A 23,538-nucleotide genomic window follows, 5' to 3' on the forward strand; every position below is an offset into this window, starting at 1 on the left:
TCACATTAAAATGCATGTCCAATAGTAATAAAGAATTGGGTTCTGAATTTCCCCTCGAATAATGGGCTTGCAAAATCCAAACGAATAGGACCAACAGGTGTTTTCACACGCAAGCCTAAGCCTGCATCGTAGTTTAGCTGGTTTAGTTTGAATTCCCATGAGTTTAACCATGAATTTCCAAAATCCGTAAAGGCTGTGCCTGAAAAGATACCGTACAATGGAAATCTTATTTCAGCACTGGCTTCCATCATGCTGTTTCCACCCAGTTTACTTCCGGCTTCGTTTCTGGGTGAGATCTGATTACGGCCCCAGCCACGCAAGGATAGTGCTCCTCCTATTAAAAAACGATCTTCGATAGGACTTTGAGAATCGCCTTGGGTTGGTTCAATAATTCCAGTTTTTATTTTTCCGGCAAAAACAACATTCTTCCACAGTGATTGGAAATAGTCAACTTCTGTCATAATTTTATAGTAATGAAATTGAGAATTGAACCCAATTCCCATATAGGTTACTGTTCCTTCATATTTCCATCCTTTTTCAGGAGCAAAAATATCATTGGTAGTGTTTAGGTTGTAGCCCAATGTTACGCCTGATTTATTGTGATTCAGTTTGCCGGCATCCTCAATTGATAAAGTGCCTTTACTTTTCGAGATATCCACCTTATCCTTACCAAAGGAGTAGGAAATATAAGCTGTGGATTTTTTTGTCAATTCCTTTTGAAAAGCAACCGAAGTTCCCAGCCTGTCTACTTCGTAGCTCTCTTCTTTTTCGCGCGAGAAGAACGGATTTAAAATGAAATCAAGATTTTTGCTCCATACATCGGGTTGTATAAATTTACTCTCGATACTAAGCGGAGTGAAGTAGGAGTGCTGTCCTTTAATCGACAGAGTTCGTCCTCCACCTAAAAAATTTAATCGTTTGAATAGAATGGATGTCCTGATTTTATCTTCGGTTCCATATCCTACACCAATTTTAACGGACCAGCGGGGAAGCTCCTTTATGTGAATGGAAATTGGCACTGAATCATGATTTACACTATCCAACATTGCACGAATGGTTACGTACCGGAATAGATTCATGTTGAACAATTCTTCCTGAGTCTTTTCAATTTTAACCTGAGAAAAGACTTCCCCTTTACTAAGTTCAACATGTTTCAGGATATATGCTTTGTTGATTACAGAATTTCCTTCCAGATTAATCTCACCAAAATAACTTTTATTTCCAGGGTTTACATTGAAATTAATATTTGCAGCATGTAGTTTTTCATTTAAATGGATGCTTTTTTTCACTTTCACAAAAGGAAACCCTTCGTGATTGTATTTTTCTCGGATTAAATTTTCGGAGGCTATGATTTTTTCATCTTGAAACAGGTTTCCGGTTTTTAGGGGAAGAATCATTTTTACAGACTCTAAAATTGGCATGTTTGCTTCGGTCCCGGTTAAGGAATAGTTGATTTCACCAATTGAAATAGGAGTTCCTTTCTGGATGTGAATGAGGATGTCAAGTTTTTTGTTTCTTTTGTCTGGCAGAAGATCCGATGTAATTGATACATCTAAAAAACCATTCTTCTGATAGTATTTTTTCAGTTGAAGTAAGTCTTCATCAAATGTGAAACTGGAAAATCGGGTGGTTTTTTTCCAAAAAGTTAACTTCCCGGTAAAAGGTCTGGCTTTGGTATTCATCTGCGTAAGAAGAATTTCCTTTTGCAGCGTATCGATTCCTGTAAACCTTATTTTGTTAACTATTGCATTGTCCTGTGCTGATGCATTCAGCAGAAGCGCTGTTAAAATTAAAATCTGCAGAAAAATTCTTCTAATATGCACCATATTTATCACTCAGCTTATTTTTATGAATAAAGATATAGAATTTAGAAGCAATTTTAGGTCGAAAGACATTGCAGCGACAAATTAAATTGCCGGGATGATTCTAAATAAGATAGTACCTTATTTGAGTTGATCTTGGATATTTTTAGTTATTGCAGATTCAACATCTCCAGTATGAGCCGTAGTTTTATTTTCTATCAGCATGATTTTGCATTCTTCCTTTGCGGATACCCGATGTTGAGTGCCTTTCTTAACGATGTACATATCTCCAGCATTCATAGTAAACGGTTCAGAGCCTTCAACTTCCATTAAAAGGCTGCCTTCAATGATATAGAACAGTTCATCTTCATTTTTATGATCGTGCCACGGTAGTTCGTCGCCTTTTATTTTGGCAATTTTAACGTAAGAATCGTTTATCTCTCCAATTACTTTAGGCGAGAAATATTCGTTGATTTTTTTGAAGTTTTCGAGTAGGTTTGTTTTCATCTTATTTAAGTAGTATTCGCATTAATGCTTCTTCTTCATTTTCTTTGTCTTCGATTATATCCAAAATCTCTTTATTGACAATTGGTGGCGGCGGTGGCGGCGGTTTAATCTCGAAGAAACGGTTTGGATAAATCCAAATCCACATTAAATGTAGTTCACTTAGTGCTTTTTGCTGTTTTATATTTAATTCTAAATAAGTTTTCTTCCAGAAATGAAATGCACTGTTATTCCTCAAAGAATAAATAGTACTAGATACTAGCTGTGCAACTTCTTTAATTATACGCCAATCAGTTTTATTTCCTGTAGAATCTGGAATCGTTAATGCATTTATAATAAATGCGGCCTTGCAAACTTCTACGGTATCTAATAAATCAATTTTCCTTATCCTTTTTTCAGGTAAACAATCGCTATTGTTCTTATTTATAAGGAATTTGGTCATGTCTGATTTGATTGAATCGAGTTTATCTATTTTTTCGTGTTTAATAGTTATCGTATTTTTTCGATCAATTTGAAATTGGAATATATTTCTGTTCTTAACTTTGCTGTCCCAACCTACGTAAATTACATGACCAAATTTAAAAATTAGTTTGTTTTTAAGGGAGTCAATTTCTTCATTAGGGTAAAAGAAAGAATAAGGATATTTAGCAATTGAATCATCCAGAAATGGAATTATGGTATTTTCCTCTAAGCTATCTTGAGTTGTAAGAAAGAGATTAAAAAGTTCTTCCAAATTCAGGCTTGAGTAGTCAGGTTTTTTCTTGTTTTCAAGAGTACACCCCAAAAAGAGGAAGAGGGAGAGGATAATGATAATATAATGAGTTTTGTTCATAGTAATTCTATTTTTGTTCAAGAAGCTGTTCCAAATCCAATATTTCAGCTTTATCACCATACTTTTCTTTTAATCCTTTTACCATTCCTTCGGCAGTTATGCATCTGACATTGTTTTCGATACAATCTAAAACGTAAGCTTTGGCATTTGCATAATTAATTCGATAATCTTCAGATTCTATTTTATAGGCTTTGTAATATTGAGTTTTGGCATTTTTATAATGTCCAGCGTTTAACCACTTAGTTCCATCCTTTAGGAGATAAAGTATTTTATTTTCCTTTGTAAGTTCAATTTCATCAATTGCTTTTTGTTTTTCAATTGCTTCGATTCTTTTTTCTTCATGAAAATTGTCAATTCGATTTTGAACTATGAAATAGATTCCAATTAGAATTGGGATGCTTATTATAAGCACCCAAACTTTTAGTTTTCGATTTTCTTTAAGGGCATTTGCCCTTATCTTCTTCTTGATTTGCTTTAATTCGGTTTCAGATACAGTTTTGTACTCCAAACTACTTTCTTCAGAGTGCAGGTTTACATGATCTTTTTTTCTCGATCGGAAGATGTTTTTTTTAGGTCTCGCATTATTCCTTATGGAGATTATCATTGCTTGAACTGATCCGCCAAAGCTCATAAATACAATTTTTTTAATAACTAAAATCTATTTGTTTTTAAATTTATCAATAATATTTGATTTGTAAACCGTTAAGTAAATTTATTTTGGACAAGAATATTGCCTTTCCTTAAATGTTGAAGAACCAGCTTATGGTCTCAGTTTAATAGTCTACCTTGTAGTTCAGCGGATTCGTTCCGCATACACATTAATTGATTCAATTGAATACAACATTTGATGATTTGGTCAGGACTTATTTAGAAAATAATGTTGGCCTGGCAGATAATTTCCTGAGTGAAACTCTGGCCTCTCAGCTTAAAAGCAATTTATTAGGATTGTTGTCGCAAAAACAGATGCTTCCTGCCGGGATTGGAAATAATACTGATTTAGTTCACAATCAATTAATTCGCAGCGATAAAATACATTGGCTCGATCGAAAACATCATGATGAACACGAAGACTGTTTTTTTGATTTGATGGATCGTTTTGTAGCCTATTTAAATCAGACTTGCTATACAGGCATTACCGGATATGAATTTCATTATGCTCTTTACGAAAAAGGAACTTTCTATAAAAAGCATCTCGATCAGTTTGTGAATAATAAGGGAAGAGCTTTCACTATGATCATGTATTTAAATCCGGATTGGAAGCCGGGTGATGGCGGTGAATTGTGTATTTACCATTCGGATCACAATCAGTGTATTTCTCCGCTTAACGGCAAATGTGTTTTTTTTAAGAGCAGTGAACTCGAGCATGAAGTTTTGCTCAGTAATCAGCCACGTTTAAGCATTACCGGATGGTTAAAAACCAATTGATTGGTTTTGGGAGGATTGAAAAATAAAAACCCCAGGCTTTTTGAGCTTGGGGTTTTTATTGATCATATATTCTTTAGGCTGCTGCAGCGTCCTTTTTTGACTTTCGGTACAGGTAAGAGTTGAAAATGCTTCTTTTGGCAAAGCGATACTGCTTATCTGAATTGATGAATTTATTGAATACGTTTTTTGGAACGCCAAAATATTCATAAGTAGTTCCATCGGTGAAAGAGATTTCAAGCAACAAGCCTTTGTGTTTGTAATCAGCAATGCCCGATTCGGTAGTTGTTGAAGTATATTCTTCCAGGTTTGCTTCAATTGTCTCCGGAGCAATACTCACTAAAAAGTGATAAGCATCAATAATCTCGCGGCTTTTGATTTCTGCTTCAGCAAATTTTTCATCATCAGATTGAAATTTATCAGGATGCCACTCTTTAACCAAATTTCGATAAGTTGATTTTAATTTCTTAAGATCAGTATCCTGATCAACATTAAATAATTTTTTGTACGCATTAACTCGCTTCATACAGGCTCTTTCTAAAATTCTTAATTGATATATGTAAAGTGTTTTTTTAAGGACACTTCTTCTTGCTTTTTCGCAAAACAGTCGCAAAAGTACATATTTTAATGTTCTGATTGAGAAGTAGCTTCGCTTTTTTTATCTATTCTATTAATTCCTTGGTTTGTGAAATTTTAATAGAAGACAATTCACCCCGGTTATAAGGTCAGTATAATTTTGTAAAGACAAATTTTGACGCGATATTTTTACCAAAGAAATAGGTGCTTTTAGTCTTGATAAACTTACTTATTCATCATTTTGTCATCAATCATAGTACGAAAGTCATTTAATATTGGATTGGTATTTTTGTTGTTCCAGACAGCCCGCAAGGTTGTTCTCTGAGGTATTTTATTCAATTCGATAAATTTAATTCCCATGTCGTAGCCTAATTTCAGAGAAGTTGGTACAATTGAAACACCAAATTTATTTTCTACCAGCCGGTATATCGAACTGGCATTAACCGTGTTGTGCGAAATCAATGGTGCAAAACCACTTTCATCGAAAATTTGCATTACTTTTTCAAAATACGATTCACTGTACGAAGCATCAAAAAAGATGAACGAATCATTTTTAAATTGAGACAAATTCGTGAAGTTCGATTCGTTAATTGGGTGATCTTTAGGAAGAACTAAGGAAAATGTATCTTCGAAAACGGATTGAATGCTTAATCCTCTGGGCACTCGTTCCATTCTCACAAAACCAACATCAATTTCATGATTAAGCAGTGCCTGGATTTGTTTGTTGTTGTCCATTTCTTTTAAACTGAAAAGAACATTTGGATGGGTTTGCTTAAATTTTAATAATAGTTCAGGGATCACATCCTGCATGGCAGAACCAACATAGCCGAGATTCAAATTGCCATTCAAGCCGTCATGCAACAATTTAGCATGGTTTATAATTTCATCCAAACGTTTAAAATTATTGGTCAATTCTTTTTGCAGGTAAAGGCCAGCAATAGTAAGTTTTACTTTTCGGTTGTGGCGTTCGAACAAGCTGATTCCAAGAATTTCTTCCATTTGTTTAATCTGCCGGCTTAATCCTGGCTGCGATATAAACAGGCTTTCTGCCGCTTTTCTAAAATGCAGATCTTCTGCTAAAGCAAGGAAATATTTGTAATGTCTGAACTCTATTTGATTACTCATGGTTATTAAATGATGACAATAATAGTCTTGTTGGGTATCAAAATTACGAATAACTTTGTAATAAAAAATAAATCTACTTGAACTATGTTTAAATACGGAATTGATCGACTAAGTGTTGATAAGACGATACAAATTGCTCGGGGAGAGCTAAAAGCGGGATTAACTGCAGAAGCTGTCAGTAAAGTGAATGCCTGCAGAGCCAAGGTAGAAACAATGGCGAAGTCCAATAAAGCTTATTATGGAATCAATACCGGTTTTGGCCCTTTGTGTGATACTCAGATTTCGCCGGAAGAAACCAGTAAATTGCAGGAAAACTTGCTGATAACTCATGCTGTAGGTGTTGGAAATCCTATTGGTAAAGAGCTATCTAAAATCATGATGATTTGTAAGGTACAAGCATTGGCGCAGGGTTTTTCGGGTGTTCGGTTGGAAGTGATTGAACGTATTTTATTTTTTATTGAAAATGATTTGGTTCCAGTTGTTCCGGAACAAGGTTCTGTTGGTGCTTCGGGCGATCTAGCTCCTTTGTCGCATTTATTTTTACCTCTTTTAGGAGAAGGAGAATTTTGGATCGGCAAAGATATTGTTCCTGCCAAAGAAGTATTGGCAAAGCATGGACTGAAGGCTATTCGTTTGGAAGCAAAAGAAGGTTTGGGTTTGATTAACGGAACTCAGTTTATTTTGGCTCACACCATACGTGGTTTGTATAAAATGGAATATCTTCTTGATTTGGCTGATGTTGCAGGAGCAATGAGTCTGGAAGGTTTTCAGGGGAGTGCTGCTCCTTTCAAACCGGAATTACATGCTATTCGTCCGTTTAAAGGAAATATTAAAGTGGCGGAACGCATGCGTATGCTGTTGGAAAACTCAGAAAATTTAGCGGGCCATATTGATTGTGAACGTGTTCAGGATCCATATTCGTTACGTTGTATTCCACAGGTTCATGGTGCATCCAGAAATGCATGGTATCATTTGAATGAGCTGGCTGAAATCGAAATGAATTCGGTGACAGATAATCCAATTGTATTAAGCGATACCGAAGCTATTTCAGGCGGTAACTTCCACGGACAACCTTTGGCGATGGCTTTGGATTACTGTTCGATAGCGGCATCGGAGCTTGGTAATATTGCCGACAGAAGATGTTACCTGCTGCTGGAAGGTAAATTTGGATTGCCTCGTTTGCTGACTGCAAGTGGTGGATTAAATTCAGGATTTATGATTCCTCAATATACTACCGCCGCACTGGTTACTGAGAATAAATCACTTTGTTTTCCTCCGTCAGCAGATAGTGTTCCAACTTCATTAGGACAAGAGGATCACGTTTCGATGGGAAGTATTTCGGGACGAAAATTCAATCAGATATTGGGTAATATCGAGAAAATTTTTGCCATTGAATTGATGTATGCTGCTCAGGCATTGGAATTCAGAAGTCCAAATCATTTTTCAGATATCATGACAGAAAATTTCAAAATTATCAGAAGTAAAGTGGATAAACTGGAAGATGACCGTGTGTTGAAAGATGATATCTACGCAATGATTGATTTTGTGAAGACCAGAGCTTTTATTGTGAAATAGTAAAATCGAAAGTATGACATTTCAAGAACAAATATTGCAGGGGATTCCAGCCGAATTACCTGCAAAAAAAGCATATCCGAAGGATGCGAACAGAGCTCCCAAAAGGAAAGATATTTTATCGGTAGAGGAAAAGCAGTTGGCGATTCGTAATGCTCTGCGTTATTTTCCTAAAGAATGGCACAAAGAGTTAGCTGTTGAATTTGCTCAGGAATTACTCGATTTTGGACGTATTTACATGTATCGGTTTAAGCCGGAATACAAAATGTATGCCCGCCCGATTCAGGAATATCCTGCTAAATCAATACAGGCTGCGGGTATTATGCTGATGATGCAGAACAATTTGAATCCTGCAGTAGCTCAGCATCCCGAGGAGTTGATTACTTACGGCGGTAACGGAGCTGTTTTTCAGAATTGGGCGCAGTACCTGCTTACCATGCAGTATTTGGCGACCATGACCGACGAGCAGACTTTGAATTTGTATTCTGGTCACCCGATGGGTTTGTTTCCTTCTTCGAAAGGAGCCCCAAGAGTGGTGGTTACCAATGGCATGGTTGTCCCTAATTATTCCAAACCAGATGATTGGGAGAAATTTAATGCGCTGGGTGTATCTCAATACGGGCAGATGACAGCAGGATCGTTTATGTATATTGGTCCGCAGGGTATTGTTCATGGTACCACCATTACGGTCATGAATGCCTTCCGTAAAATCCTGAAAAAGGGAGAAACTCCTTCAGGAAAGATTTTTTTAACTGCCGGATTGGGTGGAATGAGTGGTGCGCAGCCAAAGGCCGGAAATATTGCCGGTTGTATTACCGTAGCGGCCGAAGTGAATCCCAAAGCAGCCAAAAAACGTCACGAGCAGGGTTGGGTTGATGTTTTGATTGATTCAATGGATGAATTGGTTGCCCGTGTAAGAAAAGCACAGGAGACCAACGAGGTGGTTTCCATTGCATTTATTGGTAATGTAGTTGATGTTTGGGAGCGTTTCGATGCGGAGAATATCTTCATTCATATTGGTTCCGATCAAACATCATTGCACATTCCATGGACAGGTGGATATTATCCTGTTGATACTTCCTATGAAGAATCGAACAGATTGATTCGTGAAGAACCGGAGCTGTTCAAGGAAAAGGTACAGGCAACATTACGCCGTCATGCAGCATCTGTAAATAATCACACAGCAAAGGGAACTTATTTCTTCGATTACGGGAATGCCTTTTTGTTGGAAGCTTCCCGCGCCGGAGCAGATATCATGGCTGAAAATGGAATTGATTTTAAATACAAATCATACGTTCAGGATATTTTAGGCCCAATGTGCTTCGATTATGGTTTTGGACCTTTCCGTTGGGTTTGTGCTTCGGGACGAGCTGAAGATTTGGATCAGACCGATGAAATAGCCATGAATGTGCTGCAGGAAATCATGGAAAGTTCTCCGGAAGAAATTCAATTGCAGATGCAGGATAACATTACCTGGATTAAGGATGCCAAGAAGAACAAAATGGTAGTTGGTTCGCAGGCGCGTATTTTATATGCCGATGCCGAAGGACGCTCAAAAATTGCTGAAGCATTCAACAATGCAATTGCAGCCGGTAAAATAGGTCCGGTGGTTTTGGGCCGCGATCATCACGATGTGAGTGGAACAGATTCTCCTTACCGCGAAACTTCCAATATTTACGACGGCAGTAAGTTTACTGCTGATATGGCCATTCAGAATGTGATTGGTGACAGCTTTAGAGGTGCAACCTGGGTGTCGATTCACAATGGCGGCGGCGTAGGCTGGGGAGAGGTTACCAATGGTGGATTCGGAATGTTGCTTGACGGAACCCGGGAAGCTGATGCACGCCTGAAAAACATGTTGTTTTACGATGTAAACAACGGCATTGCCCGACGCAGCTGGGCAAGAAACAAGGAAGCGATGTTTGCCATTAAACGGGAAATGGAACGCACACCTGATTTAAAGGTAACCGTTCCCAATCTGGTAGATGACAACCTGCTGACTGATCTTTTTTAAAAATCGTTTTTAGATCAAAATAGAATTGGTTCAGGTATTTCCTGAACCAATTTCATATATACGAATTTGTAGTTGTGGAGAGAAGAGATAATGAATCGATAAATGCTGAATACAGGCCTGCTGAAAAAGGATACTGGGAGGGACGCAAGTCAAATCCAGACATGGGAAAACAGTATTGGCACCAGCAAATTGAATTTGTAAACTGGGATGAATTGAATCAGCAGTCTGATGATTCAAAGATCGATATTGCCATTTTGGGTTATGTGTGCGATGAGGGAGTGCGCCGGAACCGGGGAAGAATGGGAGCGCACGAAGGACCTAAGGCGATTCGCGACCGATTGGCAAAACTGCCGATCCACTTCGAGTCCAAACGTGTGATTGATGCCGGCAATATTGTCTGCAGCGATGATGATATGGAAGCTTGTCAGACACTATTTTCCCATGCAATCTCCGACTTAATTAAACAGCAAATATTTCCGATTGGCATTGGTGGCGGACACGATATGTCTTACGCACATTTTATGGGAATACGCGATGCCGTTAAGGAGACTCAAAAACGAAAAGTGGGAATTATTAATTTCGATGCGCATTTTGATCTTCGCCCGGTAGAGGGGAGAGGAAATTCCGGAACTCCTTTCAATCAGATTGTTTCGGAGTGCCACGAAAAGGGCGGTCTGGTAGATTATTATGCCATTGGCATTCAGCAGCAATCCAACACCAAAGAATTGTTCGATATTGCCAAAAGAGAGCACATCAACTATTCGATTAATTACGATTGTGAATCATCGGCAATGGAAATGGAAAGCCTTAAAAACAAGCTGGCGCCCATAATTGCCAATAACGATTATCTGTACATCACCATCGATATGGATGGCTTTTCGTCGGCCTATGCACCTGGCGTAAGTGCGCCCTCTCCATTGGGATTTACGCCCTATTTTGTGTTTAAACTGCTGCACTTTTTATTCGCAACAAAGAAGGTCATTGCTTTTGATATTGCAGAGTTAAATCCATCGCTCGACAGGGACATGCATACGGCGAGCCTGGCAGCCAAAATTGTCGATTTTGTGGTGTTGAATTATGAAGCTCCTACCTAAAATGGAGGGGATAGAGTTTTTACGGCTGTCATCAAAATATCATTCTGATTCCTTGTTTTGATCTGCTTTTTTAAACCAGTTTTTAGGGTTCAGGTAGGTTTTGTATTTGCTGAAAAGCTCTTTTCCCACCATTATTCCTCCAAGCCAAAACAGCACTTCGCCAATAATCAGAGATATGGTTGAGATTGTAATTTTGGTTGTAGCTTCCATTCCAAGGAAGGGAATTATAGCTATCAATAGAAAAAATGGAATACAGAAAATAATCAAAAATATTCCGACTCTGATTATCCAGTTCTTTTTTTTCATATCGTTTATGCTTGCTGGTGATTTATAATAGTGTTATGCTTTTCCCGGTACATTGGGATTAACGGCAGTCTGTCTAAAAACTCATTAAACTTCTCAATTCAATTTTAAATACAGCGGTTGTAAGGATGCATAAAATGAAAAACTTATTCTTTATTATTACTTACCACATGATAATAATTGTCTTCTTTCCCAGTATAAAGGAACGCGATAAAATCGCGCACTAGCTGTGAGATGGTTAAGGCGTATCTGTAATTGTTATCCCAATCTATTTTATCATTGGACATTAGGCTATCAGTTAACCTAAAATTGAATTGACTGCATAATAAGAGCCGTATGAAACGAAGTTCGGCGAAGCCAATTGAGAGATTTATTGCCTGTCCCGATTTTTTTCGGGATACGGTTCTGTGAGAAGTTAGGGGTGAATTGAAAATCGACGAAGTCAAATTCCCCTAGCTTACTCGACTAGCCTGCGTTTATTCTATCAAATATAGTTATCAGCTCATTATCAATTCTTTCTTTATTTGAAGCAAATTCCTTAATAATTGAGTTCTGTAAACTAATTGTATTGGTAATGCCCAAGCTCTTACCAACATTTTCTAACAATTCTTTACCTGGGAATAAGTCTAACCACAAATCAGATTCTAACGCATTTTTTACTTCCGTTTCACAACTCTGAATCATAGTTTCAATATGTGATTGTGATAAAGAACTGCTCAAAGTTTGATTAATAGATGTTGATATTTCAACGAATTTTCTTTCAAAAATTTCTTTTGATGCCGATTTGGGCGAATAATTTCCATCTCCATTTGTAAAATATGCTTGATTCGCTAAAACTTTACCAATTGAGAAATCTTGAGGTTTAAGTTCCAAATTTAACCTAAAAGACACCATATCCCTAATCACATCAGATGATAATTTTAGTGCTGTAGAATGAAATAAGGTTTTTAGCTCTTCCTCTGTTTTATCTATATTGAAAATATCTTTTAGAACCAATGATATTATATGAAAATCAATTAAATAGTTTTCAATCTCATGTTTTGCAAGAACAAACACCTTACCTGAAGTATGACTCCTATATTTATTAATCATTTGTTCAGTCAAATAATCTCTATCACGGATTAAATGAAAATTCATGAATCCTAAATTTGATTCCATAATTGAAAGAATAGCTCCGTTAATTCTATTTAGATTATCACTGCTATTTGATGGAACCAATTTAAAGTTTGAGTTGTTTTCTGGAAATAAATTACTGTAAAACTTTCTATCAGGACTTGAGTTGTCCCCTTCTAAAAAGACAAAATTTTTGGCAACGCCAACATAACCTGAAAAACCAAAGATATTCTTTAATTGAAGTATGGATTCCTCTTCATTATCTCCAGTTATGAATTTTGCTTTTCTTGTTGTAAGGTCTCTTGAAACATATATTGCTTTGTCTCTGCCAGCTTCATCAATAATTTCAGAATTATGAGAAGCTAACCAAATCTGATTTCCTTGTCTTATTGACTTCATATTACGAATGAGAAGTCGTGATAATTCAGGGTGAAGATGAAGTTCTGGTTCATCGATTACAATTATTGCATTCTCAACATTATGGCGAATAAAAAATGATAGAATAAAAAACACCTCTTTTTCACCCGATGATAAATCATTGAAAGTAATAACATCATTGGAGGGAAGTTCAATGAATAGATTTGATGGGATAGATTCATTCTTATCTGCGAATTTGTACGATGGGAACAACCTAACTAATAGTTGTTCATATGGTTTTATTGGGTCTGTAGGTTCGTTTCCTATGTTAATACCTTTGTTTTTCTGATTATGATAATTTCCAAGTTCCCTTAGGTAATGATAACGTTGCTGAACAAGAAACTCATACATATCTTGATATTGAATTTCACTGGTATTAAAAGCCATTGTCCATAAATGCTCCTTTCTCTTAACATTATCGAATGTAAATATCTGATTTCTATTAAAACTTTTTTGAGGATAATTTCTATCAGAACGTAAGAAGAATCCGAGAGAACGTTTAAGTAAATCCTTTAATTCTCTTGTTGCATAACTATGGACTTGATTATGAAGAGTTGCATTCTTCCCATATTCTCCTTCGTTGTAATCAAATGCACGATAGTAGACATTATTGCTATTTAAATATTCAATTATGTCGTAATGGTGTTTGTATTTTCTTTGTAATTGTTCTTTAAGTTGTTGCTTTTGTGAATTCCTTACAGGCTCTTCAATGTCAGTTTTTTGGTCAATTTGGTTAAAAGATTCTTGTAGTTTTTTCTCATGTGGCTCTAATTCATTTTTCAAAGCACTTATCACAATTCCTCTTTCTTCATGGCTTAATCCAATTCCAACTTCAAAAGAAAAACCGTTAAAAGTTCTACTTAATTGCCAACTCAAACTATAAGAGTTTGAAAGTGCATATCCTATAAGCTCTAAAACTGAACTTTTCCCACTACCATTCGGTCCTGCTAAAACAATTAAATCTGAGGTACGATTATTAAAATTGAATGAACCAATCTCAGCATTCTCAATGTGTCTGAATTTTTTAATTTTTATACTCTCTATGTGCATAATATTATTTCCTTTGGTAATGTTTTATCTAATGCAGGCTAACTCCTAAATAAAGCAATGGGCTTTACTCCGTTTATATTTTTAAAAAAAAGTTTATTTACCGACCCATATCGGGCGGTAATGTACACATATTATGATGACAACATAAAATGCCACCGGTAAAAGCTTTACTAAAGTAGTAAATCGAACTGATGATTCAAGCTGTCAAACTTGCCAACTTGCAGGCCTTAAGAATTATTGCATAAAAAAGGCTTTCTGAACGGAACGGGAGACAAATAGGAGAGTTGTTTTTTCATCTGTTGCAGTTTGGCTTTAGCCCGCTGAAATTAAAATATTTCAAAGACTGATTTGTTTTTGTATTTATTGAGTTTTCAAAGAATCATTTTTTGTTTTGTACTGAGTACATCGGGCAAAAACTCAAGTTTTTAAGCTTTGCACTCAGTACATTGTGTCAAAACTCAAGTTTTCAAGTTTTGTACTCAGTGCATTGAGTCAAAACTCAAGTTTTCAGGCTTTGTATTCAGTACATTGAGTCAAAATTCAAGTTTTCGTGCATTGTACTTTGTACATTGGGCAAAAAATCAATTTTTTATGCTTTGCTACTATTAGTACGGTGCAAAAAACCAATTTTTCGGGCTTTGCTACAATTAGCATGGAGCAAAAAACTAATTTTTCATGCTTTACTACAATTAGCATGAAGCAAAAAATCATTTTTTCATGCTTTGCTACTATTAGCACGGGGTAAAAAATCAATTTGTCAGGTTTTATCACTATTGATATTGATTGAGAGAAATTTGTCTGCAAAATTGCAGTGCGAACAATCAGATCTAAAAAAAGCCTGTTCCTATACAATCCGGAACAGGTGCTGTGGGTTTATAAATTGATACGATTTTATTCGTTTGCAGCAACCCGTTTGTTGCATTCTTATTTAAAATCATTAAAAATAATTTCTATCTTTAGTTTGCTTTAAAAACAAGGGAAACGATGAGGATTAAATTGATACGGGTAGTGCTGCTTTTATCGCTTGTGCTTGTAAAAGTAAGTCTGGCTCGTTCTCAAAATCACGATCAAACAATGAATCACACACATACAAATCATTTAATAAAGGAGAATAGTCCTTATTTACTGCAGCATGCACACAATCCTGTGAATTGGTACCCGTGGGGCGCAGAGGCTTTAGCTAAAGCCAAAAACGAGAACAAACCAATATTGGTGAGCATTGGTTATGCCGCCTGTCATTGGTGTCATGTAATGGAGCGCGAGAGCTTCGAGAACGAGGAGGTTGCCAGGCTGATGAACGAATTTTTTGTCTGCATAAAAGTCGATCGCGAGGAGCGGCCCGATATCGATCAGATCTACATGGATGCCGTGCAAATGATGACCGGCAGTGGTGGCTGGCCTTTGAACTGTTTTGCCATGCCCGGGGGAAAACCGTTTTTTGGAGGCACTTACTTTCCTGCTGATAATTGGATGAATGTGCTGAAAGGAATTCAAAATGCATGGATCAACGAACAGGATAAAGTAAAGAAGGTGGCCGATCAGTTGGCCGGGGGAATCCGTGAAAACGAAATAATTGCAGTAAAAGAAGAGGTATCCCGGTTCGCTGCCGCAGATTTAGAAAAAGCCTTTCGCCAGTGGGAATCCGAATTCGATACCCGTGAAGGGGGAAACAATTGGGCGCCAAAATTCCCATTGCCCAATTCCCTTCAGTTTTTACTGCGCTACTATTATTTTACAAAAAATCAGCCGGCGCTTAATCATGTAACGCTTACGCTCGATAAAATGGCCATGGGCGGTATTTACGATCAGGTGGGCGGAGGTTTTGCCCGATATTCGGTCGATGCCATTTGGAAAGTGCCGCACTTCGAAAAAATGCTTTACGACAACGGGCAGTTGGTTAGTTTGTATGCCGAAGCCTATCAGCTCACTAAAATTCCTGAATACAAACAGGTAATTCAGCAAACTTTGGAGTTTACCGATAGGGAATTAAGTTTGCCCGAAGGTGGCTTTTATTCCTCGCTCGATGCCGACAGCGAAGGGGTGGAAGGGAAATTTTATGTGTGGGAAAAGTCTGAGGTCGATCAGCTTTTGGGTGGTCAATCCGAACTGTTTTGTGAGTATTACGGCATTACCGACCGGGCCAATTGGGAGGAAGGAAACATACTGATGATTCAGACTGATAAAAAGGCATTGGCCGATAAGTATGAAATATCCGTAAAGAAACTGGACGAAGTTTTGGAGAAGGGGAGAAGAGCTCTTTTGGAGAGAAGAAAGGGCAGGATCCGCCCTGGTTTGGACGATAAATCATTAACCAGCTGGAATGCACTAATGCTGAAAGGATATGTAGATGCTTACAAGGCTTTAGGTGACGAAAAATATTTGAACAGAGCCATTAAAAATGCTGAGTTCATTCAAAAATACCTTTGGAAAGGAAAAGCGCATTTGCATCGTAATTATAAAGATGGGAATTCGAAAATAAACGGATTTTTAGACGATTACAGTTTCACTATCGAGGCTTTTACTGCACTTTATCAGGCAACTTTTAACGAGAAATGGCTGCTGAAGGCCAACGATTTGCTCGGGCATGTTATCCTTCATTTTTCCGATGAGCAGTCGGGCATGTTTTTTTACACATCCGACGAGGATCCGGATTTAATTGCCCGTAAAATGGAATTGCTCGATAATGTAATTCCCTCATCCAATTCATCCATTGCAAAAAGTTTGTTTTTAGTAGGAAGTTATTTGGGAAACAGCCGATATGTTGAGCGTTCTGCACAGATGCTTGCCAATGTAAAACCACGTCTCGAAAAGGCAATCTCCTATCATTCCAATTGGGGACAGTTGTATTTTTGGTTGGCAAATCCACTCATCGAAATTGTTGTTGCCGGAGAAGATGCGATAGTTCAGAAACGGAAAATTGAAGAATTATTTTTACCCAATGTCTTGATTTCTGGGAGCAAAACCGAAAGCAGTTTGCCTTTGCTGCAAAATAGATATGTAAATGGGCAAACAACTTTCTATCTTTGTAAAAATCATACCTGCAAACGGCCTGTTACGAAGGTCGGTGATCTGCTAAAGCAACTGGAGGCCGAGAACAGTTATTAGTAAACAGTGATTGTTTTGTAAGCCTGAAGGGCTTTACTATTTCAGATCAGGGCAAGGCCCTGAGAATAGAATAATGGATATGAAGTGTTGAGCGAATTAATTTAAACCTGACAGCGTCGAAGACCTGTAAGCGTTGAGTTTATTGGAAATAAATTTTTAAAGAACCAATTATTAAAATCAAAATAAGAAAATGATGAAGAAAAACAGGCGTACCATTTTGCTTTCGGGCTTTTTGTTGTTTGCAATTGCATGTGCAACTGTGCCCATTACCGGAAGAAAACAAATGAATCTGTTTCCCGAAACAGAAATGATTGCTACCAGTTTAACTCAATACGATGCCTTTTTAAAGGAAAGTAAACTTTCCGATAACAAAGAGCAATCGGCTATGGTAAAAGCCTGCGGTGCCCGAATTTCTGCCGCAGTGGAAAAATTTATGAACGATAACGGCATGAGCGACCGCATTGCAAATTTTGTTTGGGAGTTCAACCTGGTTGAAGATGAAACTCCAAATGCTTGGTGTATGCCTGGCGGAAAAGTGGTGTTCTACACAGGAATTTTACCTTACACACAAACCGAAACCGGTATGGCTGTTGTTATGGGACATGAAATTGCACATGCCATTGCACGTCATGGTAACGAGCGAATGAGTCAGCAAATGGGTATTCAGGCTTTGGGTACCGGATTGTCAATGGCTTTAAATGAAAAGCCTGCCGAAACACAACAAATTTGGATGACTGCCTTTGGTGTTGGTGCCAATGTTGGGGTCATGCTTCCCTTCTCGCGTTCTCACGAAAGTGAAGCCGATAAAATGGGTCTGATTTTTATGGCTATGGCCGGATACAATCCTGCTGAAGCAATCGATTTTTGGAAACGAATGGGAGAGAGCGGAGGTCAAAAACCACCGGAATTTTTATCCACTCATCCTGCCGATGCAACCCGTGTAAAAGATTTGCAAGCTTACTTGCCTGAAGCAATGAAGTATTACAAGAAATAATAATCCGCAGCATATAAGAAACTGTTTAAAAATTTATGGCGTTCTCACAACAGGTGAGGATGCCATTTTTTTATTCAATTTCTGAGAATATTGCGGAGGTTTTCGAAGTTGTGTTCTCTTCTTTTAAGCAGAGGGATGGGAGAGTTTTTTTATTTTGTGTGATTTAAATATTTTTCTTTCACCAATGAATCTGATGGGAGAAATTTAAATTCGATATTCTCATTTTTGGATTTTAACCAAATAATAAATTCTTGAAAATCTTTATCCGAAAGAACAGAAGTCGTGGTTATTTTTTTGAATCTGTTTTGTTGATATTTAAAAATAGTACGGCTGGTTCCTCGATAAGCCGAAATGTGTGTTAATTCATGTATCTCGGAGTATTTTATTTGAATTATTTTTCGAGAGAATTTATAAGTAACGGTAATGAATTTGTCTTGGAATTCAATTTTCATTAGCCTCTTAAATATCAGGCAGGCAACTAATAATAGAGGAATTAGTAGTGCTGTACCAATTACCGGAAATATAATGCTATCTCTAAGAAAATAAGATAATGCACCAATAAGAATTATAGGTATCAGTATGGCTGAAAGATAATCACTAAGGTAATAATTGTTGGATGTGTAATTTTTCATCGGTTTGCATTTAATTTCCCCTCTCTCTTTCACTCCTTTAGTCTTTTTCCTTATTTTTTTAACTGCTCATTTCCTCAACACTTCCTTATCTTCAAAATTCTCCGAATTCCAAATTTCCTCAGGAATCGAGTCATCATCTTCGGGAATAATAATTGCAGGTTTTTTCGGCCCTTGGTTTCGGTAAGCCAAGGCGTAAATCATTCCAGAGAAACCACCAAACAAATGACCTTCCCACGAAACATCAGTTAGAATTGGGAACACGCCCCAAAATAAGCTGCCATACAGAAAAGCCACAATAAAAGAGATAGCAATTAAACGATAGTGATTGCGGATAATTCCGCTAAAAAACAGGAAAGATGCAAAAGCGTAAACCAATCCGCTGGCACCAATATGATAGGCTTCGCGTGCGCCCAGCCAAACCAGAATGTTTGTTGTAAGATAACACAGTATAAATATCTGGTACGAAAGCGGACGATAGAAATAGAAGATGCCCCAACTTAAAACAAAAAAGGGAATTGTGTTGGCCATTAAATGACTAAAATCCTTATGAATTAACGGACTGGTGAGAATCCCCAATAAACCTTTTGCGTGCAAAGGGAAAATTCCCAGATAATACAAATTAAGGTCAAGTCCCCATTCAAATATTTTAACAGCCCAAATCAAAAAAACAAAAGCGAGCGGAAAAATCAAACTGTGCTTTAGCCTTAATTTTTCAAAATCCTTATTGTATGGTCTGGTTTCTCGCAAAATTCCGCACTTATAAGTAGTGAAGCCCCTTTAGGGGTTTGGGGTGTTTTCTGATGTTTTAATCCAATTCAATCTCTATTTCTTCATCGGTTTTTGGATTCGAAATTTCAACAACTTTTCCGTTGATGCATTCCAGCGTACGGGCAGGAAATTTTTTCAGCAAATCGTGCTGATGTGTTGCCATCACAATAGTCCGCCCGTTTTTACTGATATCCATAAGCAATTCAGCCAATTCATCCGATGTTTCGGGGTCAAGATTACCAGTTGGCTCATCGGCTAAAATAATATCCGGAGAGTTGAGTAAGGCGCGGGCAATAACGATTCGCTGCTGTTCTCCTCCCGAAAGCTCATGCGGCATTTTATATCCTTTCTTGCCCATTTTTACTTTGCTCAAAACTTCCTCTATTCTATGGTCAATCTCTTTTTTGTTTTTCCAGCCGGTAGCTTTCAAAACAAATTCCAGATTAGAATGAACATTACGATCGGTTAACAATTGAAAATCCTGAAATACGATACCAATTTTTCGTCTTAAAAAAGGAACTTGTTTTGTTTTGATGATGGGAAGATAAAATCCGGCAACCGAACCACCTCCTTCTTTTATTGGCAGATCGGCGTATAAGGTTTTCATTAAACTGGTTTTGCCGCTGCCCACTTTTCCTATGATGTAAACAAATTCTCCTTTTTCAATTTCCAAACTAACGTCTGTTAGAATAATATTATCTGCCTGGCGGATAACTGCATTTTTAAGTTCAATGATAGGAGATTCGGACATGTATTTTGTTTTTTTAGAATTCAAATTGTGTGTTGACATACAAATCTAAAAAATTATTTCGGCAGAAGGTTTTTTATTCCTCTTTTCTTTATCAAAACAGAGTGCAATTTTTCTTTCTTTCCACCGTTTGAAATACGATAAGCTTACAGATTATTTATACCTTTAGGCCTGATTTTATGAGTTGAATCTGATTCGGAAATCAGCCACTGAAAGGCTTGGATATTCAACGTTTTTTTAACTTGTTATACCTACACACGCAACGAAGATATGAGAAATAAATATAGTTTGTGGATTTTGATTTTCCTGTTTTTTTTATGTTTGGGATTTACAGTTCAGGCCCAAAAATCATTACCCCTTAAAAGCAGTAATCAAGTTTGGCAATCGGCCATGGAAATGTTCCAAAACAAAAATTATGGCGGAGCCAGACACGAATTCGCCGATTTTATTCAAATGGAGAAGGATGCTTATTCCGATCGAGCCACCAAAGCTGTTTTTTATATGGCCTGGTGTTCCATCGAACTTTTTCGTCCGGAGGCCGAAGAGGAAATGAAATCTTTTATTCAGAAGCATCCGGAGAGTAATTTAAAACAGGCTGCTTATTTTCAGTTGGGAAGGCAGCAGTATCGAAGTAAGAAATACAAGGATGCTTTGGAATGGTTTAAAAAGGTTGATGTTTATGCTTTAAATTCTGATCAGCGAACCGAATATCAGTTTAAAATGGGCTATTCTTATTTTGTAGAAAAGAAATATGAAGAGGCCAGACAATTCTTTTTCGATATTATCGAAGTGTCGGGAGAATATAATGCTCCGGCAAATTACTACTATGCTCACATTGCCTATTTAAACGGGAATTATCAAACTGCACTGAATGGGTTCGAAAAGCTGATTAAGAATAAAACCTTTCAGCCGATTGTTCCTTACTACATCACGCAAATTTATTACCTGCAGGAGAAATATGCGAAGGTAATTGAATATGCTCCGCAATTTTTAGATGATGCCTCGGTAACACGAAGCGACGAAATTGCGAAGATGATCGGACTTTCTCATTACCAGTTAAAAGAATACCAAAAGGCAATTCCATTTCTGGATAAAGGAAAGAAAAGCTTTTCGCGTGAGGACAGGTTTGCTTACGGATATTGTCTTTACAAACAAAAGAAATATGGGGAAGCAGTTGAGCAATTTGAGAGAGTTGGCGGCGAAAATGATGAGTTGCTGATGGTTGCCAATTATTGTCTGGCAGATTGTTCTCTGCAATTGGGAGATAAACAAGGAGCTAAAGTTGCTTTTGCAACTACTGCCCGAATGGATTTTGATAAAAATATGCAGCAGGATGCTTTGTTTAATTTTGCAAAATTGACCTACGAGCTTTCTTATTCGCCTTTTAACGAGACCATAAAGGCTTTTGATGAATATTTGCAGAACTATCCGGACTCTGATCGTAATGATGAAGCTTACGATTACCTGGTGAAAGTGTACATGACCACTAAGAATTATGGCGATGCGTTACTTTCTATGGATAAAATTGCAAACAAAACTCAGGAGATTAAAAGGGCCTACCAAAGAGTTTCCAGGCTGCGTGGTTTAGAGTTGATGAAGCAGTTGAATTACAGCAAGGCAATTGAATCTTTTAATGCGGCTTTGCAATACAAAATTTATAATTCTCAGATTACTGCCGAATGTACTTACTGGAAAGCGGAAGCTTACTACAGAATGGGTGAATTTGATAAAGCAACGAGTCTTTACAACGAGTTTTTAGTGTCGCCGGGTTCCGGTTCTTCGGAATATTTCGAGCGTGCCTATTACAATATTGCATATGCTTATTTCGAGCAGGATAACTACAACGAAGCTTCCGATTGGTTTCGCAGGTTTATTAATCAATCCGACGAAAAAAGCACTTTTGTTTCGGATGCCTGCAACCGCATTGGCGATTGTTTCTTTTTGAACAGGGATTATAAAAATGCATCGGAGTATTACCAAAAATCAGCAATTGCCAACAAATGGGATACAGATTATGCATTGTATCAGCAAGCTCTTTCGGTTGGATTACTGGGCAACACAAACGAAAAAGCACAATTGCTGGAGCAGATACGCACTTCTTATCCCGATTCGGAATATTTAGATGATGCATTGTTCGAATTGGCCAATGCAAAAGTCAAGTTGAACGATCAGGCCACGGCCGTATCTATTTATAAAGAATTGGCAGGCAAATTTCCCAATAGCAGTTATGCTCCTAAATCATTGCTGCAGTTAGGACAGCTGCATTATAATGCAAAAGAATACCAAAAAGCCATCAGCTCTTACAAAGAGGTGGTTTTAAATTATCCGCAAAGCGAAGAAAAGAAAAGTGCTTTTATCGGATTAAAGAATGTTTATGTTGATATGAATAGTGTGAACGATTATTTTGCTTTTGCAGAGTCGTTTAAAGGAGGAGGAACAATTCGAAGTTCAGAAAAAGATTCTCTTTCGTATATTTCAGCCGAGCGGTTGTACATGTCAGGCGAAACAGAGAGAGGAACAAATGCTTTGGGGGAGTATTTATCCAGTTTTCCCAATGGAATGTTTCGGTTAAATGCTCAGTTCTATAAGGCAGATGCAGCTTTAAATCAGCAAAAGTTCGATGAGGCACTTGCCGGATTCGAACAGGTACTGAGTCGTCCAAACAACTTGTTTACAGAGAGGGCTTTGCTGGCTTCATCGCAATTAAATTACAGAAATAAGAATTACGCTCAGGCGAAGAAGCAGTTTTCGAGATTGACACAAATGGCTGAGATTCCTGAGAATGTGAAATTGGCTAAAGTGGGTTACATGCGATCGGTGTATAGTTTAAAGGAGTATGAGAATACCATTCAGGCTGCGAACGATGTGCTCGAGGCAGCCAAATCGAAGGAAGAATTGATTCGGGAAGCGAAGTACAAACGAGGCAAATCTTATTTGAATTTGGCGAATGCCACAGCTGCATCGGGTGATTTTAAAGAATTGGCCAAAGAAACACAAACAGCCGAAGGTGCCGAGGCTAAATACCTTTTGGCTAAAATATATTTGGAAAATGCTCAGTACGATTTGGCCGAAAAAGAAATCAATGACTTCATCGAAATGAATTCTCCGCATCATTACTGGCTGGCAGAAAGTTTTCTTTTACTGTCGGATGTTTTTATGAAGAAGAATGATCCATTTCAGGCTCGATATACCCTGCAAAGTATTGTTGATAATTATGCGGTAAAGAACGATGGGATTATTGAAAGAGCTCAGGCGAAACTGGATGTTCTTTTAGCCAGTGAGAAAAAGGCCGAAGAGAAAATAACCAATAATGAAGTGAAAGTTCAGTTCGAAGGAGCCGACAGTACCGAAAGCAATAAGTTATTTGAAAAATCTTCTGTAAAAACAGATTCTCTTAAATTAAATGAGGAGAGAATCATGTTAGAGAAGATGTTAAATAGATTAGATATTAAGTAATTAACCACTAA

Annotated in this window: 18 protein-coding genes; 7 read left to right on the forward strand and 11 right to left on the reverse strand. The window is 37.5% G+C overall.

Annotation, left to right across the window (positions count from 1 at the left end; genetic code table 11):
• Positions 1-5 precede the first annotated feature (5 nt).
• From bamA to ACKU4N_RS06860, 4 genes are all read right to left on the reverse strand, one after another.
• Entirely contained in the window at positions 6-1,826 is a 1,821-nt protein-coding gene (gene bamA / locus ACKU4N_RS06845) for an outer membrane protein assembly factor BamA (RefSeq protein WP_321321862.1), read from the reverse strand.
• Between the two features lie 117 nt (positions 1,827-1,943).
• Positions 1,944-2,309, reverse strand: coding sequence for a cupin domain-containing protein (locus ACKU4N_RS06850; protein WP_321321864.1), 366 nt, complete (start codon positions 2,307-2,309; stop codon positions 1,944-1,946).
• Between the two features lies 1 nt (position 2,310).
• Positions 2,311-3,138 carry a hypothetical protein gene (locus ACKU4N_RS06855; RefSeq protein ID WP_321321866.1) on the reverse strand — a complete coding sequence of 276 codons (828 nt, stop codon included), beginning with the start codon at positions 3,136-3,138 and terminating at the stop codon, positions 2,311-2,313.
• 7 nt (positions 3,139-3,145) lie between these two features.
• A complete protein-coding gene (locus tag ACKU4N_RS06860) occupies positions 3,146-3,769 on the reverse strand; it encodes a hypothetical protein (RefSeq protein ID WP_321321868.1) in 624 nt (207 codons plus the stop codon).
• 200 nt (positions 3,770-3,969) lie between these two features.
• Between ACKU4N_RS06860 and ACKU4N_RS06865 the strand changes: the two genes are divergently transcribed.
• A complete protein-coding gene (locus ACKU4N_RS06865; protein ID WP_321321869.1) occupies positions 3,970-4,563 on the forward strand; it encodes a 2OG-Fe(II) oxygenase in 594 nt (197 codons plus the stop codon).
• Positions 4,564-4,636: 73 nt separating this feature from the next.
• On the opposite strand, the gene ACKU4N_RS06870 is transcribed toward ACKU4N_RS06865, so the two are convergent.
• Positions 4,637-5,086, reverse strand: coding sequence for a KTSC domain-containing protein (locus tag ACKU4N_RS06870; RefSeq protein ID WP_124991825.1), 450 nt, complete (start codon positions 5,084-5,086; stop codon positions 4,637-4,639).
• 275 nt (positions 5,087-5,361) lie between these two features.
• Positions 5,362-6,261, reverse strand: a complete 900-nt coding sequence (locus ACKU4N_RS06875; RefSeq protein WP_156195603.1) for a LysR substrate-binding domain-containing protein — start codon at positions 6,259-6,261, stop codon at positions 5,362-5,364.
• An 84-nt stretch (positions 6,262-6,345) separates the two neighbouring features.
• Between ACKU4N_RS06875 and hutH the strand changes: the two genes are divergently transcribed.
• From hutH to hutG, 3 genes are all read left to right on the forward strand, one after another.
• A complete protein-coding gene (gene hutH / locus ACKU4N_RS06880) occupies positions 6,346-7,836 on the forward strand; it encodes a histidine ammonia-lyase (RefSeq protein WP_321321874.1) in 1,491 nt (496 codons plus the stop codon).
• 13 nt (positions 7,837-7,849) lie between these two features.
• Positions 7,850-9,847 carry a urocanate hydratase gene (locus tag ACKU4N_RS06885; protein WP_321321875.1) on the forward strand — a complete coding sequence of 666 codons (1,998 nt, stop codon included), beginning with the start codon at positions 7,850-7,852 and terminating at the stop codon, positions 9,845-9,847.
• Positions 9,848-9,921: 74 nt separating this feature from the next.
• Positions 9,922-10,941: a formimidoylglutamase gene (hutG, locus tag ACKU4N_RS06890; RefSeq protein WP_321321877.1), complete on the forward strand. Its 1,020-nt coding sequence runs from the start codon at positions 9,922-9,924 to the stop codon at positions 10,939-10,941.
• A gap of 39 nt (positions 10,942-10,980) precedes the next feature.
• On the opposite strand, the gene ACKU4N_RS06895 is transcribed toward hutG, so the two are convergent.
• Both ACKU4N_RS06895 and ACKU4N_RS06900 read right to left on the reverse strand, forming a co-directional pair.
• Positions 10,981-11,247 carry a transporter suffix domain-containing protein gene (locus ACKU4N_RS06895; RefSeq protein WP_321321879.1) on the reverse strand — a complete coding sequence of 89 codons (267 nt, stop codon included), beginning with the start codon at positions 11,245-11,247 and terminating at the stop codon, positions 10,981-10,983.
• A gap of 462 nt (positions 11,248-11,709) precedes the next feature.
• The gene (locus ACKU4N_RS06900; protein ID WP_321321881.1) at positions 11,710-13,824 is read right to left on the reverse strand and encodes an AAA family ATPase; all 2,115 of its coding nucleotides are present in this window, start codon (positions 13,822-13,824) and stop codon (positions 11,710-11,712) included.
• Between the two features lie 984 nt (positions 13,825-14,808).
• On the opposite strand from ACKU4N_RS06900, the gene ACKU4N_RS06905 reads away from it, so the two are divergent.
• Both ACKU4N_RS06905 and ACKU4N_RS06910 read left to right on the forward strand, forming a co-directional pair.
• Positions 14,809-16,929: a thioredoxin domain-containing protein gene (locus tag ACKU4N_RS06905; protein WP_321321883.1), complete on the forward strand. Its 2,121-nt coding sequence runs from the start codon at positions 14,809-14,811 to the stop codon at positions 16,927-16,929.
• Between the two features lie 190 nt (positions 16,930-17,119).
• On the forward strand, positions 17,120-17,923 hold the full coding sequence (locus ACKU4N_RS06910) for a M48 family metallopeptidase (protein WP_321321885.1): 804 nt from the start codon (positions 17,120-17,122) through the stop codon (positions 17,921-17,923).
• Between the two features lie 149 nt (positions 17,924-18,072).
• On the opposite strand, the gene ACKU4N_RS06915 is transcribed toward ACKU4N_RS06910, so the two are convergent.
• From ACKU4N_RS06915 to ACKU4N_RS06925, 3 genes are all read right to left on the reverse strand, one after another.
• The gene (locus ACKU4N_RS06915; protein ID WP_321321887.1) at positions 18,073-18,555 is read right to left on the reverse strand and encodes a hypothetical protein; all 483 of its coding nucleotides are present in this window, start codon (positions 18,553-18,555) and stop codon (positions 18,073-18,075) included.
• Positions 18,556-18,621: 66 nt separating this feature from the next.
• Positions 18,622-19,302, reverse strand: a complete 681-nt coding sequence (locus ACKU4N_RS06920) for a rhomboid family intramembrane serine protease (RefSeq protein ID WP_321321889.1) — start codon at positions 19,300-19,302, stop codon at positions 18,622-18,624.
• Between the two features lie 58 nt (positions 19,303-19,360).
• Positions 19,361-20,074, reverse strand: a complete 714-nt coding sequence (locus tag ACKU4N_RS06925; protein ID WP_321321891.1) for a cell division ATP-binding protein FtsE — start codon at positions 20,072-20,074, stop codon at positions 19,361-19,363.
• Positions 20,075-20,341: 267 nt separating this feature from the next.
• Here ACKU4N_RS06925 and ACKU4N_RS06930 point away from each other — a divergent pair, with 267 nt between their 5' ends.
• Positions 20,342-23,527, forward strand: coding sequence for a tetratricopeptide repeat protein (locus ACKU4N_RS06930; RefSeq protein ID WP_321321893.1), 3,186 nt, complete (start codon positions 20,342-20,344; stop codon positions 23,525-23,527).
• Positions 23,528-23,538: the final 11 nt, after the last annotated feature.

It is taken from the genome of Labilibaculum sp. (assembly GCF_963664555.1).
GTDB lineage: Bacteria > Bacteroidota > Bacteroidia > Bacteroidales > Marinifilaceae > Labilibaculum.

Bases quoted from the DNA above. Each gene is read 5' to 3' on its own strand.
- bamA (WP_321321862.1), bottom strand. From the start codon at position 1,826: ATGGTGCATATTAGAAGAATTTTTCTGCAGATTTTAATTTTAACAGCG.
- ACKU4N_RS06850 (WP_321321864.1), bottom strand. From the start codon at position 2,309: ATGAAAACAAACCTACTCGAAAACTTCAAAAAAATCAACGAATATTTC.
- ACKU4N_RS06855 (WP_321321866.1), bottom strand. From the start codon at position 3,138: ATGAACAAAACTCATTATATTATCATTATCCTCTCCCTCTTCCTCTTT.
- ACKU4N_RS06860 (WP_321321868.1), bottom strand. From the start codon at position 3,769: ATGAGCTTTGGCGGATCAGTTCAAGCAATGATAATCTCCATAAGGAAT.
- ACKU4N_RS06870 (WP_124991825.1), bottom strand. From the start codon at position 5,086: ATGAAGCGAGTTAATGCGTACAAAAAATTATTTAATGTTGATCAGGAT.
- ACKU4N_RS06875 (WP_156195603.1), bottom strand. From the start codon at position 6,261: ATGAGTAATCAAATAGAGTTCAGACATTACAAATATTTCCTTGCTTTA.
- hutH (WP_321321874.1), top strand. From the start codon at position 6,346: ATGTTTAAATACGGAATTGATCGACTAAGTGTTGATAAGACGATACAA.
- ACKU4N_RS06885 (WP_321321875.1), top strand. From the start codon at position 7,850: ATGACATTTCAAGAACAAATATTGCAGGGGATTCCAGCCGAATTACCT.
- ACKU4N_RS06895 (WP_321321879.1), bottom strand. From the start codon at position 11,247: ATGAAAAAAAAGAACTGGATAATCAGAGTCGGAATATTTTTGATTATT.
- ACKU4N_RS06900 (WP_321321881.1), bottom strand. From the start codon at position 13,824: ATGCACATAGAGAGTATAAAAATTAAAAAATTCAGACACATTGAGAAT.
- ACKU4N_RS06905 (WP_321321883.1), top strand. From the start codon at position 14,809: ATGAGGATTAAATTGATACGGGTAGTGCTGCTTTTATCGCTTGTGCTT.
- ACKU4N_RS06910 (WP_321321885.1), top strand. From the start codon at position 17,120: ATGATGAAGAAAAACAGGCGTACCATTTTGCTTTCGGGCTTTTTGTTG.
- ACKU4N_RS06915 (WP_321321887.1), bottom strand. From the start codon at position 18,555: ATGAAAAATTACACATCCAACAATTATTACCTTAGTGATTATCTTTCA.
- ACKU4N_RS06925 (WP_321321891.1), bottom strand. From the start codon at position 20,074: ATGTCCGAATCTCCTATCATTGAACTTAAAAATGCAGTTATCCGCCAG.
- ACKU4N_RS06930 (WP_321321893.1), top strand. From the start codon at position 20,342: ATGAGAAATAAATATAGTTTGTGGATTTTGATTTTCCTGTTTTTTTTA.